This is a genomic window from Pseudomonas sp. PARCl1 (assembly GCF_947311875.1).
GTDB classification, from domain to species: Bacteria; Pseudomonadota; Gammaproteobacteria; order Pseudomonadales; family Pseudomonadaceae; genus Aquipseudomonas; species Aquipseudomonas juntendi.
In genome coordinates this window covers 1-18,526 of the sequence record NZ_CAMZMX010000047.1, presented here as the reverse complement: position 1 = coordinate 18,526, position 18,526 = coordinate 1, and the positions used below count along the sequence as shown (strand labels likewise).

Genomic DNA, 18,526 nt, shown 5'->3' with positions numbered 1-18,526 from the left:
CCTTCAGGAGTAATCTCACCATGACCTCAACCTATTACACCGGTGAAGAGCGCAGCAAGCGCATCTTCGCTATCGTTGGTGCCTCTTCGGGCAACCTGGTGGAATGGTTCGACTTTTACGTCTATGCCTTCTGTGCGATCTACTTCGCCCCGGCGTTCTTCCCCTCCGACGACCCCACGGTGCAGTTGCTGAACACCGCGGGGGTATTCGCCGCAGGCTTCTTGATGCGCCCGATTGGTGGCTGGTTCTTCGGCCGCCTCGCTGACCGCCATGGCCGCAAGAACTCGCTGATGATCTCGGTGCTGATGATGTGCTTCGGCTCGCTGATGATCGCCTGCCTGCCCACCTATGCCAGCATTGGCACCTGGGCCCCGGCGCTGCTGTTGCTGGCGCGCCTGATCCAGGGCCTGTCGGTGGGTGGCGAGTACGGCACCACCGCCACGTACATGAGTGAGGTGGCCCTGCGCGGCCAGCGCGGCTTCTTTGCCTCGTTCCAGTACGTGACGCTGATCGGCGGCCAGCTTTTGGCCGTGCTGGTGGTAGTGATCCTGCAGCAGCTGCTGACCGAGGATGAGCTGCGTGCCTGGGGCTGGCGCATTCCGTTCGTGGTCGGGGCCATTGCTGCACTGATCTCGTTGATGCTGCGCCGCTCGCTGCACGAAACCAGCAGCGCCGAAACCCGTCAGGACAAGGATGCCGGCACCATCAAAGGCTTGTTCAGCAACCACGCTGCAGCCTTCATCACCGTGCTGGGCTACACCGCAGGTGGGTCGCTGATTTTCTACACCTTCACCACCTACATGCAGAAGTACCTGGTGAATACCGCTGGCATGACGGCGAAGAACGCCAGTTATGTGATGACGGCTGCGCTGTTCCTGTTCATGGTGCTGCAGCCGTTCTTCGGCATGCTGTCCGACAGGATTGGCCGACGCAATTCCATGCTGCTGTTCGGCGCGTTGGGAACGCTGTTCACCGTGCCGCTGCTGATGGCGTTGAAAACCGTGACCAGCCCGTTCATGGCCTTCGTGCTGATCAGCCTGGCACTGTGCATCGTCAGTTTCTATACCTCGATCAGCGGCCTGGTGAAGGCCGAAATGTTCCCGCCGCAAGTTCGCGCGCTGGGTGTAGGCCTGGCTTACGCGGTGGCCAACGCGGCATTCGGCGGTTCGGCCGAGTACGTGGCCCTGGGGCTGAAGACCATGGGGATGGAGAATACGTTCTACTGGTACGTGACGGCGATGATGGCGATAGCCTTCCTGTTCAGCCTGCGCCTGCCGAAGCAGGCCGAGTACCTGCACCATGATCATTAAGGAAGCTGCATGAGCAACCAACTGTTCGATGCCTACTTCACCGCGCCGGCCATGCGCGAGGTTTTTTCCGACCGTGGCCGCCTGCAGGGCATGCTGGATTTCGAGGCCGCGCTCGCCCGCGCCGAGGCTTCGGTCGGCTTGGTTCCGCACAGCGCCGTGGCCGCCATCGAGGCGGCCTGCCAGGCCGAGCGCTATGACGTAGGCGCCCTGGCCAATGCCATCGCCAGCGCTGGCAACTCGGCAATCCCGCTGGTGAAGGCGTTGGGCAAGGTGATCGCCACCGGCGTGCCCGAAGCCGAGCGTTATGTGCACCTGGGCGCTACCAGCCAGGATGCGATGGACACCGGCTTGGTATTGCAGTTGCGCGCTGCCCTCGACTTGCTGGAAAGCGACCTTGGCCAGCTTGCCGAAACCTTGGCGCAGCAGGCCTTGAGGCACGCCGACACCCCCATGGTGGGGCGCACGTGGCTGCAACATGCCACGCCGGTGACCTTGGGCATGAAGCTGGCCGGGGTGCTTGGCGCCGTGACCCGCCATCGCCAGCGCTTGCAGGCGTTGCGCCCGCGCTTGCTGGTGCTGCAGTTCGGCGGCGCCTCGGGCAGCCTGGCGGCCTTGGGCAGCAAGGCGCTGCCGGTGGCCGAGGCGCTGGCCGAGCAACTGCGGCTGGCCCTGCCGGAACAGCCTTGGCACACCCAGCGCGACCGCTTGGTGGAGTTTGCCTCGGTGCTGGGCATGATCGCCGGCAGCCTGGGCAAGTTTGGCCGCGATGTCAGCTTGCTGATGCAAACCGAGGCTGGCGAAGTGTTCGAGCCTTCCGCGCCGGGCAAGGGCGGCTCTTCGACCATGCCCCACAAGCGTAACCCGGTGGGGGCCGCCGTTCTGATCGGGGCCGCCACCCGGGTGCCGGGGCTGGTTTCGACGATGTTCAGCGCCATGCCCCAGGAACACGAGCGCAGCCTGGGGTTGTGGCATGCCGAATGGGAAACCCTGCCAGAAATCTGCTGCCTGGTCTCCGGTGCGTTGCGCCAGGCCCAGGTGATTGCCGAGGGGATGGAGGTGGATGCCGAGCGCATGCGCCGCAACCTCGATCTGACCCAGGGCCTGGTGCTGGCCGAGGCGGTGAGCATTGTGCTGGCACAGCGCCTGGGCCGTGACCGCGCCCACCACCTGCTGGAGCAATGCTGCCAGCGCGCTGTGGCCGAGCATCGTCACCTGCGTGCCGTGCTGGGTGAGGAGCCGCAGGTCAGCGCCGAGCTGTCCGCCGAGGAACTCGATCGCTTGCTCGACCCGGCCCATTACCTGGGCCAGGCCCGCGTCTGGGTGGCGCGCGCCGTGTCCGAACATCAACGTTTCACTGCCTGAAGGAGACCGCTGTGGCGCATTTGCAACTGGCCGATGGCGTTTTGAATTACCAACTCGATGGCCCGGCAGACGCCCCGGTGCTGGTCCTGTCCAACTCGCTGGGTACCGACCTGGGCATGTGGGACGCCCAGATGCCGCTGTGGGCCCAGCAATTCCGGGTGCTGCGCTACGACACCCGTGGCCACGGTGCATCGCTGGTCACCGAAGGCCCTTATTCCGTCGAGCAACTGGGCCGCGATGTGCTGGCGCTGCTCGATGGCCTGGACATTGCCAAGGCGCACTTTGTCGGTTTGTCGATGGGTGGCCTGATTGGCCAGTGGCTGGGCATCAATGCCGGTGAGCGCTTGCGTAGCCTGACCTTGTGCAACACCGCCGCCAAAATCGCCAATGACGAGGTGTGGAACACCCGTATCGACACCGTGCTCAAGGGCGGCCAGCAGGCCATGGTCGACCTGCGCGACGCGTCCATTGCCCGCTGGTTCACCCCAGCCTTTGCCCAGGCACAAGCCGCAGAGGCCCAGCGTATCTGCCAGATGCTGGCGCAGACCTGCCCCCAGGGTTATGCCGGCAACTGCGCGGCGGTGCGTGATGCCGACTTCCGTGAGCAACTCGGTCGCATCCAGGTGCCGACGTTGATCGTGGCAGGGACAGAAGATGTGGTAACCACCCCGGCGTACGGCCAGTTCATGCAAACCGGTATTGCCGGTGCCGAATATGTCGAGTTCCCGGCAGCGCACCTGTCCAACGTCGAGATTGGCGAGGCGTTCAGCCGCCGCGTGCTTGCCTTCCTGTTGGCTCACTGAGGACCCTGCCATGGACGAGAAACAACGCTACGACGCCGGCATGCAAGTACGCCGCGCGGTACTGGGCGATGCCCATGTGGACCGCAGCCTGGAAAAGCTCAACGACTTCAATGGCGAGTTCCAGGAAATGATTACCCGCCATGCGTGGGGTGACATCTGGACCCGCCCCGGTCTGCCACGTCACACCCGCAGCCTGATCACCATTGCCATGCTGATCGGCATGAACCGTAACGACGAACTGAAGCTGCACCTGCGCGCAGCGGCCAACAACGGCGTGACCCGCGACGAGATCAAGGAAGTGCTGATGCAGAGCGCGATCTACTGCGGCATTCCAGCGGCCAACGCCACCTTCCACCTGGCGGAGTCGGTATGGGACGAGCTAGGGGTAGAGTCGCGTAGCTGACCCTCACGCGGCCCCGCCTGTAGGAGCGGCCTTGGGTCGCGATGGGCTGCGCAGCAGCCCCGGAATATCAGCTTCGCAGCTACGATTGCCGGGGCCGCTGCGCAGCCCATCGCGACCCAAGGCCGCTCCTACACAGGTGCCGGGGTTACAGCGCGACACAAGGCCGCTCAGGTGCCACGGTTACATCGAGCGTATGGCCACCGGGCCTGCGTTGCTTTCCACAGCCTGCTTCAGGGCCGGGCACAAGCCCAACATGAAGGCCGCTTCTGCCACCACGAACAAAGGCCCGATGATCAGGCCACTGATGTCGTCCACAAACGCTGGTTTTCGGCCTTCGTAATAGTGGCCGACGAACTGGATGATCCAGCCCAGCACGAACGCGCCCACCCCGGCACCGAGCCACAGGCCGGTAGGCTGCACCGCCAGCACCTGGCCAACCCACAGGCACAAGCCCAGCAACGCCCCCATCACCAGCCCGAAGCGCAGGTCCAGGCGCAGGTAGAACCAGACCGAAGCCGCTGCCGCCAGCAGGGCAGGGGACAGCCATATGCCGGCAACCTCCCACCCGGGGCGGGACAGCAGGATGGTGACTGCCAGCACGATCATGGGGATGCCGATGAAGTGGGTGACGATGTTGCGCGGGTCGCGGTGGTAACTGGCGTACTGGCTCAGGTGGTCGACGAGCGTTTTCATTGTTGTGCCTCCCTGGTTTGCCTGGGCTGGTCAAGCTGCCTGTCAGGGCCCTGCGCGGCGGTTACACGCCGCGACAGGCCCGGTACAGGCAATGGGTATAGCTCAGGATAGCCCGCAGCCACCACTATTATCAGCGGGGCGAATGGCAGGGGCGCCCCGCGGGCTTATCCAGCGGGGCCATGGCGCACATTGGCAGGGCTTACACTTACAGCAGGTTCAGCGGGTAGCTCACGATCAGCCGGTTCTCGTCGAAGGCGTTGGTGCTGAAGTCACGGCGCATGGTGGAGTTGCGCCATTTCACCGACAGGTCCTTGAAACTGCCCGATTGGATCACGTACGCCAATTCGGTTTCCCGGGCCCATTCCTTGCCATCATCAACGTTGCCGACGGTCACGTTCTCACCCTTGATATAGCGGTTCATCAGCGTCAGGCCGGGAACGCCAACAGTGGCGAAGTTGAAGTCATGGCGCACCTGCCAGGAGCGTTCCTTGGCGTTGTCGAAGCTGGAGTTGTAGCTGTCGTTGGCCAGGGTCCCGCCGCTGGTGCCGTTGACCCGCATCCAGGCGTTGTCGCCGCTGACCTTTTGCAGGCCCACGTAGAACGTATGGCCCTGGTAGCGCGCCGAGAACAGCGCCGAGGCGGTACGGTTGTCCAGTTTGCCGGCACGCTCGGCGCCGTCTTCCTTGCCGATGAAGTAGCCCAGGTTGGCGCCCAGGGTCCAGTCGCCCAGCGGCTGGCTGTGGGTCAGGTTCAGGTACTGTTGGTGGTAGATGTCCTTGAGCTGGGCATCCCACAGGCCAATCATGGTGCGTTTGTCGTTGAAGGTGTATTCGCCGCCACCGAAGTTGAACCGGTCGGAGGTGAACGCACCTTTGCCGTTCATCGACATGTCTTCCATGCTGGCGTCGTTGCGCGGGCTGTTGCCGCGGAACTGGCCGGCGTACAGGGTCAGGCCGGCGATTTCCCTGGAGGTCAGCTGGCCACCGCGGAAGGTTTGCGGCAGCGAACGGCCGTCGTCCGAACGCAGGATCGGCAGCACCGGCATCCATTCCCCGACCTTCAGTTCGGTTTCGGAAAGCTTGGCCTTCAACGCCACACCCAGGCGGCCGAAATCATCGGCTGGGCGGCCATCGTCGTGCACGGGTAGCAGGTGGGTGTTGGTGGTGCCTTTGCCACCGTCGAGCTTGACCGAATACAAGCCCAGCACGTCCACGCCGAAACCGATGGTGCCTTGGGTGAAGCCGGAACGGGCATCCAGAATGAAGCTCTGCGTCCATTCTTCGGCCTTGCCCTGTGGGTTGGCCGGGTCAACGAAGTTACGGTTGATGTAGAAGTTGCGCAGGTTGAGGGTGGCCTTGGCGTCTTCCAGGAAACCGCCTTGGTCGGCAGCAAAGACGGGGAGGGCGCAGGACATGGCCAACAGGCCGGGCAGCAGCTGGCGTGCGGTTTGCGAAGTGCTCATCTGTCGTGGATCTCTTGTTTTTATTGGGGCGTTGCGTGGGGGGATGGTGCGGCGTGAGGCGGGGATGAGGCAATTCGTCGCAAACGGAAGGGGGCGATAATCGAACGGAATGTTCCAGTTGGTTAATTACTGACACATTTTGCAGCAACCATGAAAAAGGCCCACCGCCAGGGTGGGCCTTGTGCTGTACCAAGCCAGGTCAGCCTTTGGGTGTATCCACCGCGGCTTGCTGGTTGGCTTGGCCAGTGCGCTCGTACCAGCCGCCACCAAGCGCCTTATACAGGTTGACCTCGCTGGTCAGCTGCGACAGGCGATCGCCGATCAGCGCCTGCTGGGCACTGAACAGGTTGCGCTGGGCGTCGAGGAAGGTCAGGTTGCTGTCGATACCGATACGGTAGCGGCGCTCGGCCAGGCGATAGTAGTCCTGGTTGGCTTGCACCAGGTCGCGTTGGGCCTGCAATTGCTCTTCGAAGGTCTTGCGCGCTGCCAGGCCATCGGAGACTTCCTGGAAGGCCGTCTGGATGGTCTTTTCGTACTTGGCGACGTTGATGTCCTTCTGGATTTTCGAGTAGTCCAGGCTGGCCTTCAGGCTGCCGGCGTTGAAGATCGGCAGGTTGATCTGCGGCTGGAACAGCCAGGTGCCCTGGCCGCCCGAGAACAGGTGTCCCATGTCGGGGCTCAGGCTGCCGGCGTTGGCCGTCAGGCTGATGCTTGGGAAGAACGCTGCGCGGGCGGCGCCGATATTGGCATTGGCGGCCTTGAGCAGGTGTTCGGCTTCCTGGATGTCCGGGCGGCGCTGGAGGATGTCGGACGGCAAGCCGGCCGGTACTTCCGCCAGTTGATCGGCGTCGAGCTCCAGCGGCTTGGGCAGGTTGGCAGGAATGCCGGTGCCCAGCAGCACGGTCAGGCTGTTGACGTCCTGGGCGACCAGGCGCTGGTACTGCGAATACTTGACCCGGGCCCCTTCCACGGCGGTGCGCGCCTGGCTCAAGTCCAGTGCCGAGGCCACGCCCACTTCATTGCTGCGGCGGGTGAGGTTGTAGCTTTCCTCGTAGGTCTTCAGCGTTTCTTCGGTCAGCTTGAACAGCGCCTGGTCGGCCTGCCAGGTGTAGTAGGCGTTGGCCACGCTGGCCACCAGGGCAATTTGCGTGGACCGCCGTGCCTGTTCGCTGGACAGGTAGGTTTCCAGGGCTTGCTCGGTCAGGCTGCGTACCCGGCCGAACAGGTCCAGTTCATAGGCGCTGACACCCAGCGTGGCCGAGTATTGGCTGGTGATGCTGGACTGACCGGTTTGCGACATGTTCGCCGGTACCCGCTGGCGGCTACCGCTGGCGTTGGCGGAGACCGCCGGGAACAGGTCGGCCCGCTGAATGCGATACTGCGCGCGGTACGCGTCGAGGTTCAGTGCGGCAACACGCAGGTCGCGGTTGTTGACCAGCGAAGTCTGGATCAGCTGCTGCAGTGCCGGGTCACGGAAGAACTGGCGCCAGCCCTGTTCGGCAGCGGCGACGTCTGCCGACTGCGTGGGGGAATATGCAGGGCCTTGCGGCCACTGCGCAGCCACCGGCGATTCCGGGGTCTGGTAGTCAGGGATCAGCGAGCAGCCGCCCAGAATGAAAGCGGTTACCGCCAGGGACAACAAAGACTTGGTCATTGCCCAGCCTCATAACGTGGAGTTTCAGGGGTGGCGTCTTTTTCCGGCTTTTTGCTGCCGAACAGCGACGACACTGCGACGAAGAATAGCGGTACCCAGAAGATTGCCAGCACGGTCGCGCTGATCATGCCGCCGATCACGCCGGTGCCGATGGCGTGCTGGCTGCCGGCGCCCGCGCCGCTGGCGATGGTCAACGGTACCACGCCAAGGATGAATGCCAGCGAGGTCATGATGATCGGGCGCAGACGCATGCGGCAGGCTTCGATCGCGGCGTCGTACAGGCTGCGACCCTCCTCGTGCAGTTCCTTGGCGAACTCGACGATCAGAATGGCGTTTTTCGCCGCCAGGCCGATGGTGGTCAACAGGCCGACCAGGAAGTACACGTCGTTGGACAGGCCGCGCAGGCTGGTGGCGATCAGTGCACCGATGATACCCAGCGGTACCACCAGCACCACGGCGATCGGGATCGACCAGCTTTCATACAGCGCTGCCAGGCACAGGAACACGAACAGTACCGAGAGGGCGAACAGTGCCGGCATCTGCGAGCCGGAGAGTTTTTCCTCGTAGGACATGCCGGTCCAGGAGAAGCCCACACCGCTAGGCAGTTCGCCGGCAATACGCTCGACCTCGGCCATGGCTTCACCGGTGCTGTAGCCAGGCGCCGGGGCACCGAGAATCTCCATGGCCTCCACACCGTTGTAACGCGACAGCTTGGGCGAACCGTAGCTCCACTCACCCTTGGCGAAGGAGGAGAACGGCACCATCTCGCCAGCGCCATTGCGCACGTACCACTTCTGCAGGTCTTCAGGGCTCATCCGCGCGTTGGCTTCGCCCTGGATGTACACCTTCTTGACCCGGCCACGGTCGATGAAGTCGTTGACGTAGCTGGCACCTAAGGCAATGGACAGGGTGTTGTTGATGTCGGCGATGGTCACGCCCAGGGCGCTGGCACGCTCGTCATCGATGGTCAGCTGGTACTGCGGCTCGTCGTTCAGGCCGTTCGGGCGTACGCCACTGAGCACTTTGCTCTGCGACGCCTTGGCCAGGAACTCGTTGCGCGCTTCCATCAGCTTGGCATGGCCGATACCACCGCGGTCCTGCAGGAACACGTCGAAACCGGTGGCGTTACCCAGTTCCAGCACCGCCGGTGGGGCAAACGCGAACACCATGGCATCGCGGAAGGTGAAGAAGTGCTGCTGGGCGCGTTGGGCCAAGGCGAACACGCTGTTTTCCTGGGACCGTTCACCCCATGGCTTGAGCATGATGAATGCCATGCCCGAGCTTTGGCCACGGCCGGCGAAGTTGAAGCCGTTGACGGTGAATACCGACGACACGGTGTCGGCTTCATCCTTGAGCAGGTATTCGCGCATCTGGTCGACCACCACCTGGGTGCGCTCGGCACTGGAGCCGGCCGGGGTCTGCACCTGGGCGAACAGCACGCCCTGGTCTTCCTCGGGCAGGAACGCGGTAGGGATACGGGCGAACAGCCAGATCATGCCAACCACGATCAGTGCATAGGCCAGCAGGAACGGCACCTTGTTGCGCAGGATGGCGCCCACGCTGCGCTCGTAGCCGTTGACGCTGCGGTCGAAGTTGCGGTTGAACCAGCCGAAGAAGCCACCTTTGGCGGTGTGGTGCTCGCCCTTTTTCAGCGGCTTGAGCATGGTCGCGCACAGGGCAGGGGTGAAGATCAGCGCCACCAGCACCGACAGCCCCATGGCCGAAACGATGGTGATGGAGAACTGCCGGTAGATTACGCCGGTGGAGCCACTGAAGAACGCCATGGGCAGCAGAACCGCCGACAGCACCAGGGCGATACCCACCAGGGCGCCCTGGATCTGCTCCATGGAGCGCTTGGTCGCCTCCTTGGGCGGCAGGCCGTCTTCGGACATGACCCGCTCGACGTTCTCCACCACGACGATGGCATCGTCCACCAGCAAACCGATGGCCAGCACCATGGCGAACATGGTCAGGGTGTTGATGCTGAAACCCGCAGCAGCAAGGATGCCGAAGGTACCCAGCAACACTACCGGCACGGTCATGGTGGTGATGATGGTGGCGCGGAAGTTCTGCAGGAACAGGTACATCACCAGGAACACCAGCACCACCGCTTCGATCAGCGTATGGATTACGCCACTGATCGACTCGGTGACCACCGGCGTGGTGTCATACGGGAATACCGCTTTCACCCCAGGTGGGAAGAAGGGTTCCAGGTCGCTGATGGTCTGGCGCAGCGCCTTGGCCGTGTCCAGGGCGTTGGCCCCGGTTGCCAGCTTCACGGCCAGACCGGAGGCGGGCTTGCCGTTGAACTGGGCGCTGATGGCATAGTTTTCACCGCCCAGGCCAACCTCGGCGACATCCCCCAGGCGCACCTGGGAACCGTCGTTGTTGACCTTGAGCAGGATCTTCTCGAACTGCTCGGCGGTCTGCAGGCGGGTCTTGCCGATGATGGTCGCGTTCAGCTGGGTACCCGGCATGGCCGGCAGGCCGCCAAGCTGGCCGGAGGACACCTGCACGTTCTGCGCAGCCACGGCATTCTTGACGTCGACCGGGGTCAGCTGAAACTTGTTCAGCTTGGCCGGGTCGAGCCAGATGCGCATGGCGTACTGTGCACCGAACACCTGGAAGTCGCCCACACCGGCAGTACGCGAGATCGGGTCCTGCATGTTGGAGACGATGTAGTTGGCCAGGTCGTCCTTGGTCATGCTGCCGTCTTCGGACACCAGGCCGATCACCATCAGGAAGTTCTTCACTGCCTTGGTAACACGGATACCTTGCTGCTGCACTTCCTGCGGCAGCAGCGGGGTGGCCAGGTTGAGCTTGTTCTGCACCTGCACCTGCGCAGTGTCGGGGTTGGTGCCTTGCTCGAAGGTGGCGGTAATGGTCATGCTGCCGTCGGAGTTGCTTTCCGACGACACATAACGCAGGTTGTCGATACCGTTGAGCTGCTGCTCGATCACCTGGACCACGGTGTCCTGCACGGTCTGCGCCGAAGCGCCCGGGTAGGTCACGGCGATGGCGATGGCCGGCGGCGCGATGCTGGGGTACTGGTTGATCGGCAGCTTCAGGATCGACAAGGCCCCGACCAGCATGATCACCAAGGCGATCACCCAGGCGAAGATCGGGCGATCGATAAAGAACTTCGACATGGTTTACTCCGCTTTGGCGTCTGCTTTCGCCGCGTTGGCCTGATCAGGGCTGCCCGGCTTCTTGACGTTGGTGGCTTCGCTGACCTTGACCTCGACGCCAGGGCGCACGTACTGCAGGCCTTCGGTGATCAGGCGGTCACCCGGGTTGAGGCCTTCTTCGATCAGCCAGTCGCTGCCCAGGGTTCGGTTGGCCTTGAGCTGACGCAGTTCGACCTTGTTGTCCTTGTTCACCACCAGCGCGGTTGGCGCACCTTTCAGGTCGCGGGTAACGCCCTGTTGCGGGGCCAGAATGGCGTTGGCGTTGACCCCGGCCTTCAACCGCGCATGCACGAACATACCGGGCAGCAGGGTGTGGTCAGGGTTGGGGAACAGCGCACGCAGGGTCACCGAGCCGGTGGTCTCGTCGACTGCAACTTCCGAGAACTCCAGGCGGCCTTCCTGCTTGAACAGGCTGCCGTCTTCGAGCACCAGCTGTACCGAGGCGGCGTTGTCGCCAGCCTTCTGCAACTGGCCGCTTTCCAGGTCGCGGCGCAGCTTGAGCAGCTCGGCAGTGGACTGGGTAACGTCGACGTAGATCGGGTCGAGTTGCTGGATGGTGGCCATGGCGTTGGTCTGGCCGTTGTTCACCAGCGCACCTTCGGTGACCGCTGAGCGGCCGATACGCCCGCTGATAGGGGCCAGCACCTTGGTGTAGCGCAGGTCGATCTGTGCACTTTTCAGCGATGCTTCTGCTTGCAACCGTTTGGCATTGGCGTCGTCGTATTCCTGCTTCGACACGGCCTGCTCGTCGATCAGTTGCTTGTAACGCTCGGCCAGCGAGCGGGTAGCTTGCAGGTTGGCCTGGGCGTTACCCAGCGCTGCCTCGTACACGGCAGGGTCGATCTGGTAGAGCTGCTGGCCTTCCTTGACGTCGCTGCCTTCCTTGAACAGGCGCTTGAGAATGATGCCATTGACCTGCGGGCGCACTTCGGCAATGCGGTAGGCACTGGTGCGCCCCGGCAATTCCGAGGTCAGGGTGAAAGGTTGTGGCTGGATGGTTACGACGCCGACCTGAGGAGCCTGCGCCGCTGGCGCTGCTTCTTCTTTCTTACAGCCACTGAGCAGTGTTGCCAGGGCGACGGCGGAAACCAGAGCGGTAACGGCTGGCTTGAATTGCATGAGGATCCTCGGGTCGCAGGAGCAGGTAGACGCTCAAGAATAATGGAAGAGTCGAGATCTGGAGAAATTTGCTATCCGGTAGATAAATAGCTTGCTAAGGAATATACTTACATTCATGGTTGTTTGTAAATACCGCTTGGTTGTACCCAGGTACCGCCACAGCCCGTGATTAGCCCCGCCGCGAGGCGCCCTGCAGAGGTGCCCGCGAAATGTTTCCCCGTGCGCAGCGTGCGTTCGGGCCCGATGAGGTTGTACTGCCATGGTCCGTCGAACCAAAGAGGAAGCCCAGGAAACCCGCGCCCAGATCATCGAGGCAGCGGAGAAGGCCTTCTACAAGCGCGGGGTTGCGCGAACCACGCTGGCCGACATCGCCGCGTTGGCGGGGGTGACCCGCGGGGCGATCTACTGGCACTTCAACAACAAGGCCGAACTGGTGCAGGCGTTGCTCGACAGCCTGCATGAAACCCATGACCATTTGGCGCGCGCGAGCGAAAGCGAGGACGAGGTCGACCCGCTGGGCTGCATGCGCAAGCTGCTGTTGCAGGTGTTCAACGAGCTGGTGCTCGATGCCCGAACCCGGCGTATCAATGAGATCCTGCATCACAAGTGCGAGTTCACCGATGACATGTGTGAGATTCGCCAGCAGCGCCAGGCCGCAGTGCTGGATTGCCACAGGGGCATTACCCTGGCCCTGGCCAATGCCGTGCGCCGGGGCCAGTTGCCGGGCGAGCTGGATGTCGAGCGCGCGGCGGTGGCCCTGTTTGCCTATGTCGATGGCCTGATCGGGCGCTGGCTGTTGTTGCCGGACAGCATTGAACTGTTGGCGGATGTCGACAAATGGGTCGACACCGGGCTGGATATGCTGCGCTTGAGCCCGGCGCTGCGCAAATGACTCTTTGTTAAGGATTGTGAGGGAGTGTTTCCGCTTTGTATTAAGGGACGATTAATGCGTTGCGTGCCCTCAGCCAGGCACCGTGCCTGCACCATGGCCAGGTGCTCAACGGCCGCGCAGTTGCCGGTCCGGTAACGCCACCGCCGCGATCAGCCCTAGCACCGCGACCACCGCGCTGCCCAGCAACAGCTGGCGGAATGTCTGCAGCAACCGCCCTTGGGTCGCCTCGTCCACCTCTCCCGCCTTCAAGCTCCCCAGCAACGGGTTACCGAGCAATTCGAAACCGCCCTGGTGCAGCAGTGCCAGCAACAGGCTGGACATGCATGCCACGCCCATGGCCCCGCCCAGCGAGCGGAACAGGTTGGTGGTGCTGGTGGCGACGCCGATGTCCTGGCTGGCCACCGCGCTTTGCGTGGCTACCAGCGAGGTCGGGAACTGCAGGCCACAGGCTATCCCGGTCAACAGCATGAACAGTGCGCTGGGCAACGCCGACTGCGGCGAGGTGAAGGCCATGCCGACGATGGCCAGCGGCATCAATGTTGCGCCGGCAAGGATCTGCGGTTTGTAGCGCCCGGTGAGGCTGGTCATGCGGCCACCGGTGAACGCCCCCATGGGCAGCCCCATCACCAGCGGTAGCAGGTGCAGGGCGGCGCTGTCGGCACCGGCACCGGTGATGCCTTGGTAGCGCAAGGGCATGAGCATGGTCAGGGAGATGGACTGGAAGCTGGCAAAGAAGATCACCCCCCAACACAGCACGGCTACCCGATTGCCGAACAGGCCAAGTGGCAGCAACGGTTCCGCGCAGCGGCTTTCGTGGGCAATGAACAAGCCCAGGCCCAGCACGGCGCAGGCGAACAATGCCAGCACGGCCGGGTCGCCCCAGCCTTGGCCCTGGCCGACCAGGGTAATGCCCAGCAGCAGGCTGCCCAGGCCGAGAATCAACAGTACAGCGCCAAGGTAGTCGACCTGGGCCTGGCGGTGTTGTACCGGCATGCCCGCCAAGGCTCGGTGAATCGACCACAAGGCCAGCAGCCCCAGCGGCAGGTTGATCCAGAAAACGCCGCGCCACGACAGGTATTCGGTCAACCAACCGCCCAGCACGGGCCCGGCGACACTGGCCACGGCATACATGCTGCTGAAGTAGCCCTGATAACGGCCACGCTCGCGGGGCGGCACGAAGTCACCGATGATCGCCTGGCTGACCGAGACCATGCCGCCTGCGCCGATGCCTTGCAGTACCCGGGTCAGCACCAGTTGCTGCATGTCCTGGGCCAGCGCGCAGGCGATCGAGGCCAGGGTGAACAGGCTGATGCCGGTCAGGATCATGCGCCGTCGGCCGTACAGGTCGCCCAGTTTGCCGTAGATGGGCACGGCGATGGTCATGGCGACCATGTAGCCGGAAATGACCCAGGCCAGCAGGCCGACGTCGTTGAACTGGGCCGAGATGGCTGGCAGCGAGACGGCGACAATGGTCTGGTCCAGGGCGCCGAGAAAGATCGCCAGCATCAGGGCGGTGAGCACGTTGCGCAGGGTGGTGGGGGGCAGGGCGGCGGTCACGGGGGTACCTTGGTTATCGGTTTTGGCATCTTCGCGGGCATGCTCGCTCCCACAGGTAACGATCAGGCTCGAGCATGAGCCGTATCCGTGGGAGCGGGCGTGCCCGCGAACAGGCCCTCGAATTGTAACCCGAGTTAGGTAGCTTCCTATGTACTAACTGCATCCCCTATGCCGAATCGGCATTGGCGTATTCATCCAGTGCAGCATGGCCGCGTGATATCGTTGGTATGCCACAGGGGCCGATTGCCGCGGGTTGCACCAGCTTGGTGCAACATTATGCCGCAGGTTTCACGGGCCCCTGTCTCCCACACCTTTTATTCCTCTGCCTGCATGCCGAGCATGACCGCCCACATGGCGACGGTTGCAACAGGTCAGGTAGACCCGATTGCAGGGGTCGGTAGTTACCGTTCAAAATTTGCACATAATTGCGGAGTGATCATGCCCAAGGCTTCCCATCAAGATCTGCGTTTTGCCTTCCGCGAGCTGCTCGCTTCAGGTTCCTGTTACCACACCGCCTCGGTGTTCGATCCGATGTCGGCACGCATTGCGGCTGACCTGGGGTTCGAGGTCGGTATCCTCGGCGGCTCGGTCGCCTCGTTGCAGGTGCTGGCTGCGCCGGACTTTGCGTTGATCACCCTCAGTGAGTTCGTCGAGCAGGCCACCCGGATTGGCCGGGTGGCGCAGTTGCCGGTGCTGGCCGACGCCGACCATGGCTATGGCAACGCACTGAACGTGATGCGCACGGTGATCGAGCTGGAGCGTGCCGGCGTGGCTGCCCTGACCATCGAGGACACCCTGCTGCCAGCCCAGTTCGGGCGCAAGTCCACCGACCTGATCCCGGTTGATGAGGGCGTTGGCAAGATCCGGGCGGCATTGGAGGCCCGGGTCGATTCGTCGTTGTCGATCATCGCCCGTACCAATGCCGGCGTGCTCACCACCGAAGAAATCATCGTGCGTACCCAGAGCTACCAGAAGGCCGGTGCCGATGGCATCTGCATGGTGGGCGTAAAGGACTTCGAGCAGCTCGAAAAGATCGCCGAGCACCTGACCGTGCCGCTGATGCTGGTCACCTATGGCAACCCGAACCTGCATGACGACGAGCGCCTGGCACGCCTGGGCGTGCGCATAGCCGTCGATGGCCACGCGGCGTACTTTGCTGCAATCAAAGCCACCTACGACTGCTTGCGGCTGCAGCGCGGCAAGCAGAACAAGTCGGACAACCTCAGCGCCACCGAACTCTCGCACACCTACACCCAGCCTGAGGACTACATCCGCTGGGCCAAGGAGTACATGAGCGTCGAGGAGTGACCGGCAGCGCGCCGTCAACTCAACGGACGGCGCTCAAGGTACAGCGACAGATGGGACCAAGGTGCATAGCCATGCCGGCTGGCCGGCGATGAGGCCATCATGCCCATGACAGATCGCGGTCCCACTCTGGGTCGTCCTTGAACCGCTCCACCAGAAAATCCAGCATGCTGCGCAAGGTGGCCGGCATGTGCTTGCGCGAGGTGTACACCGCATTCAGGTTCAGCTCGCGCGGCCTGGCGTGTGCCAGCAGCCGCACCAGTTCACCTTTGCGCAGGGCGTCGGCGGCCTGGTAGGTCGGCAACATGGCAATGCCGGCCCCAGCCAGTGCCGCCTTCTGCAAGGTCATTGCCTCATTGGCGCTGATGTTGCCGGCCACCGGCACGCTCACCTGCTGGCCGGCCACGTCGAAGTGCCACAGGCTATGGCCGAAGTAGGCATGGGTCAGGCAGTTGTGCCGGCTCAGTTCCTCGACCTGTTGCGGGGTGCCATGCTTGTGCAGATAGGCGGGTGCCGCACAGACCACCGACCGGCACACGCTCAGCCGCCTGGCAATCAGGTTGGGGTCCAGGTCGTTGCTGGTGCGGATGGCCAGGTCGATGCGCTCGTCTACCAGGTTGACGGTGCGGTCGAGCATCTGCAGTTCAACCTTCACACCGGGGTAACGCTGCACATAAGCCGCGATGGCATCCACCAGTTGGGCCTGGCCGAACGAGGTGCTGACGCTGATGCGCAATGCCCCCTTGGGGGCATCGTCCGGCTGTTGTACTGCGGCCTGCAGTTCACCTGCCAGGTCCAGCAATTGCCGGCAACGTGGCAGGGTTTCCTGGCCGGCGGCCGTTAGGCTGAGCTTGCGTGTGGTGCGTTGCATCAGGCGTGCACCCACCCAGTCTTCCAGCTCGGCCAGGTAACGCGATACGACCGGACGCGACAGTTGCAGGTGATCCGCCGCCGCTGACTGGCTGCCCAGGTCGACAACGGTGACAAAGACGCGCATGGCGTTCAGACGGTCCATGACTTGCTCGCTTTCAGAAACAAACTATGTCCAAGCATCGCATTTTTTGTTACGGATCGGGCAACTAAGCTGTGGGGCATCGATCTAGCGGAAGGCTTACCCAATGCCCCTGTTCACCCCACTGCGTGGCCTGTTGCTGGCCTGCGTCACCCTCGCCGGGCCGGCCATGGCCGCCGAGCCTTTGCACCTGGAAGTCTACAACCCCGGCCACGACGCTATTTTCCCGGTGAGCTCGGTAATCGTCAGTGGCGAGCACGATGCGGTGCTGGTCGATGCCCAGTTCGGCAAGGCCCAGGCCGAGCAACTGGTGCAACGCCTGCGGGCGGGTGGCAAGCACCTGACCAGCATCTACATCAGCCACGGTGACCCGGATTACTACTTTGGCCTGGATACCCTGACCCAGGCGTTCCCCGACGCCAAGGTGCTGGCTTCGGCTGCCACCGTTGCGCACATCCGCCAGACCATGGAGGCCAAGCTGGCCTACTGGGGGCCGCAGATGGGGGCCGACAAACCGGCGCGGCTGGTGCTGCCTCAGGTGCTCGAAGGCGACCGCCTGACCCTGGAGGGGCAAGCCCTGGAAGTGGTCGGCCTGGACGGCCCTCAGCCTGACCGCAGTTTCGTCTGGATCCCTTCGATCAAGGCCGTGGTCGGCGGTGTCGTGGTAGCCGAACACATTCATGTGTGGATGGCGGATACGCAAACGCCCAAGTCCCATGCCGACTGGCTGAGCACCCTGGCGCGCATCGAAGCGCTGGCGCCGCGCACGGTGGTCCCGGGCCACTACCTGGGGGATAGCAGCCGTTCGTTGCAGGCCGTGCGTTTCACGGCCAACTACATTCGCGATTTCGACAGCGAGGCCGCCAAGGCGAAAGATGCCGGCGCGCTGATCAAGGCGATGAAGCAGCGTTACCCGGGCCTGGCCGATGAAAGCTCGCTGGAGCTGGGGGCCAAGGTCGCCAAGGGCGAAATGAAGTGGTAATTCCGTTCAATTGATGGAGCGTATGACATGAGCAAGATTGCAATCATCGGCGCCACCGGTCGTGCTGGCAGCCAGTTGCTGGAAGAGGCCCTGCGCCGTGGCCATGACGTGGTGGCGATTGCCCGCGACCCGTCGCAGCTGCAGGGGCGTGACGGGGTGACCATCAAGGCGCTGGATGCCAAGGACGGCACAGCCCTGGAGGCAGCAGTGACAGGTGTGGACGCAGTCCTGACTGCAGCGCACTTCTCCACCATCGAGCCGCAGGCGATCATCGAGCCGGTCAAGCGTGCCGGGGTCAAACGCCTGCTGGTGGTTGGCGGTGCCGCCAGCCTGTTGCTGCCGTCGGGGCAGCGGGTGATCGACAGCCCGGATTTCCCGGAGGCCTACAGGGCCGAGGCCACGGGCGGTGTGCGTTTTCTGGAGGCGTTGCAGGGCGAGCAGGACCTGGACTGGACCTTCCTCTCACCGTCGGCGGAGTTTGTTGAAGGCGAGCGCAGCGGGCACTACACGCTGGGCAAGGACCATCTGCTGATCGCTGCGGATGGCAAGAGCTGGATCACCTTTGCCGACTATGCGATTGCCATGCTGGATGAGCTGGAGCAACCGCAGCATTCGCGGCAGCGGTTCACGGTCGGGTATTGAGTCGCCTACTTCGCGGGCTCGCCCGCTTGTATGGTTAGACTTGAAGGGAGGAGGAGGGACAAAGTCAGCTTCTGACTGTTAGCGCAGTACAGACCGTGGGAGACCTCGCCCCTCCTCCCTTTTCACCCAAGCGCCGATAAAG

At 63.3% G+C, this 18,526-nt stretch carries 15 protein-coding genes; 8 read left to right on the top strand and 7 right to left on the bottom strand.

The genetic code is table 11. The annotated features are described in order from the left end of the window. Positions 1-20 precede the first annotated feature (20 nt). The 4 genes from QME24_RS20510 to pcaC are packed head-to-tail and all read left to right on the top strand — an operon-like array spanning position 21 to position 3,878. A complete protein-coding gene (locus QME24_RS20510) occupies positions 21-1,310 on the top strand; it encodes an MFS family transporter (protein WP_280091755.1) in 1,290 nt (429 codons plus the stop codon). Positions 1,311-1,319: 9 nt separating this feature from the next. Then, entirely contained in the window at positions 1,320-2,672 is a 1,353-nt protein-coding gene (locus QME24_RS20505; RefSeq protein WP_192440879.1) for a 3-carboxy-cis,cis-muconate cycloisomerase, read from the top strand. A gap of 11 nt (positions 2,673-2,683) precedes the next feature. Then, entirely contained in the window at positions 2,684-3,475 is a 792-nt protein-coding gene (gene pcaD / locus QME24_RS20500) for a 3-oxoadipate enol-lactonase (RefSeq protein ID WP_280091756.1), read from the top strand. Between the two features lie 10 nt (positions 3,476-3,485). Then, positions 3,486-3,878 carry a 4-carboxymuconolactone decarboxylase gene (gene pcaC / locus QME24_RS20495; protein ID WP_047583944.1) on the top strand — a complete coding sequence of 131 codons (393 nt, stop codon included), beginning with the start codon at positions 3,486-3,488 and terminating at the stop codon, positions 3,876-3,878. Positions 3,879-4,058: 180 nt separating this feature from the next. Here the strand turns inward: pcaC and QME24_RS20490 are convergent, their stop codons facing one another. The 5 genes from QME24_RS20490 to ttgA all read right to left on the bottom strand — a co-directional run bounded on the left by QME24_RS20490 (position 4,059) and on the right by ttgA (position 11,994). Continuing rightward, positions 4,059-4,571, bottom strand: coding sequence for an Mpo1-like protein (locus QME24_RS20490; RefSeq protein ID WP_029887531.1), 513 nt, complete (start codon positions 4,569-4,571; stop codon positions 4,059-4,061). A 205-nt stretch (positions 4,572-4,776) separates the two neighbouring features. Continuing rightward, a complete protein-coding gene (locus QME24_RS20485) occupies positions 4,777-6,033 on the bottom strand; it encodes an OprD family porin (protein WP_054906003.1) in 1,257 nt (418 codons plus the stop codon). A 199-nt stretch (positions 6,034-6,232) separates the two neighbouring features. Next, the gene (locus QME24_RS20480; RefSeq protein ID WP_054906004.1) at positions 6,233-7,687 is read right to left on the bottom strand and encodes an AdeC/AdeK/OprM family multidrug efflux complex outer membrane factor; all 1,455 of its coding nucleotides are present in this window, start codon (positions 7,685-7,687) and stop codon (positions 6,233-6,235) included. Beyond that, positions 7,684-10,836: a multidrug efflux RND transporter permease subunit TtgB gene (gene ttgB, locus QME24_RS20475; protein ID WP_280091841.1), complete on the bottom strand. Its 3,153-nt coding sequence runs from the start codon at positions 10,834-10,836 to the stop codon at positions 7,684-7,686. The genes QME24_RS20480 and ttgB overlap by 4 nt, the downstream gene beginning before the upstream one ends. Positions 10,837-10,839: 3 nt before the next feature. After that, the gene (gene ttgA / locus QME24_RS20470; RefSeq protein WP_009685610.1) at positions 10,840-11,994 is read right to left on the bottom strand and encodes a toluene efflux RND transporter periplasmic adaptor subunit TtgA; all 1,155 of its coding nucleotides are present in this window, start codon (positions 11,992-11,994) and stop codon (positions 10,840-10,842) included. 259 nt (positions 11,995-12,253) lie between these two features. Here ttgA and ttgR point away from each other — a divergent pair, with 259 nt between their 5' ends. After that, positions 12,254-12,886 carry an efflux transport transcriptional regulator TtgR gene (gene ttgR / locus QME24_RS20465; RefSeq protein WP_054906006.1) on the top strand — a complete coding sequence of 211 codons (633 nt, stop codon included), beginning with the start codon at positions 12,254-12,256 and terminating at the stop codon, positions 12,884-12,886. A 105-nt stretch (positions 12,887-12,991) separates the two neighbouring features. Here the strand turns inward: ttgR and QME24_RS20460 are convergent, their stop codons facing one another. After that, complete coding sequence (locus QME24_RS20460; RefSeq protein ID WP_054906007.1) at positions 12,992-14,443, bottom strand: MDR family MFS transporter; 1,452 nt, start codon at positions 14,441-14,443, stop codon at positions 12,992-12,994. 438 nt (positions 14,444-14,881) lie between these two features. On the opposite strand from QME24_RS20460, the gene QME24_RS20455 reads away from it, so the two are divergent. Further along, complete coding sequence (locus QME24_RS20455; RefSeq protein WP_009685607.1) at positions 14,882-15,751, top strand: oxaloacetate decarboxylase; 870 nt, start codon at positions 14,882-14,884, stop codon at positions 15,749-15,751. Between the two features lie 97 nt (positions 15,752-15,848). Here the strand turns inward: QME24_RS20455 and QME24_RS20450 are convergent, their stop codons facing one another. Further along, positions 15,849-16,763: a LysR family transcriptional regulator gene (locus QME24_RS20450; protein ID WP_192440872.1), complete on the bottom strand. Its 915-nt coding sequence runs from the start codon at positions 16,761-16,763 to the stop codon at positions 15,849-15,851. Positions 16,764-16,866: 103 nt separating this feature from the next. Here QME24_RS20450 and QME24_RS20445 point away from each other — a divergent pair, with 103 nt between their 5' ends. Next, on the top strand, positions 16,867-17,742 hold the full coding sequence (locus tag QME24_RS20445; protein ID WP_054906009.1) for an MBL fold metallo-hydrolase: 876 nt from the start codon (positions 16,867-16,869) through the stop codon (positions 17,740-17,742). Positions 17,743-17,769: 27 nt separating this feature from the next. Continuing rightward, on the top strand, positions 17,770-18,384 hold the full coding sequence (locus tag QME24_RS20440) for an NAD(P)-dependent oxidoreductase (protein WP_054906010.1): 615 nt from the start codon (positions 17,770-17,772) through the stop codon (positions 18,382-18,384). Positions 18,385-18,526: the final 142 nt, after the last annotated feature.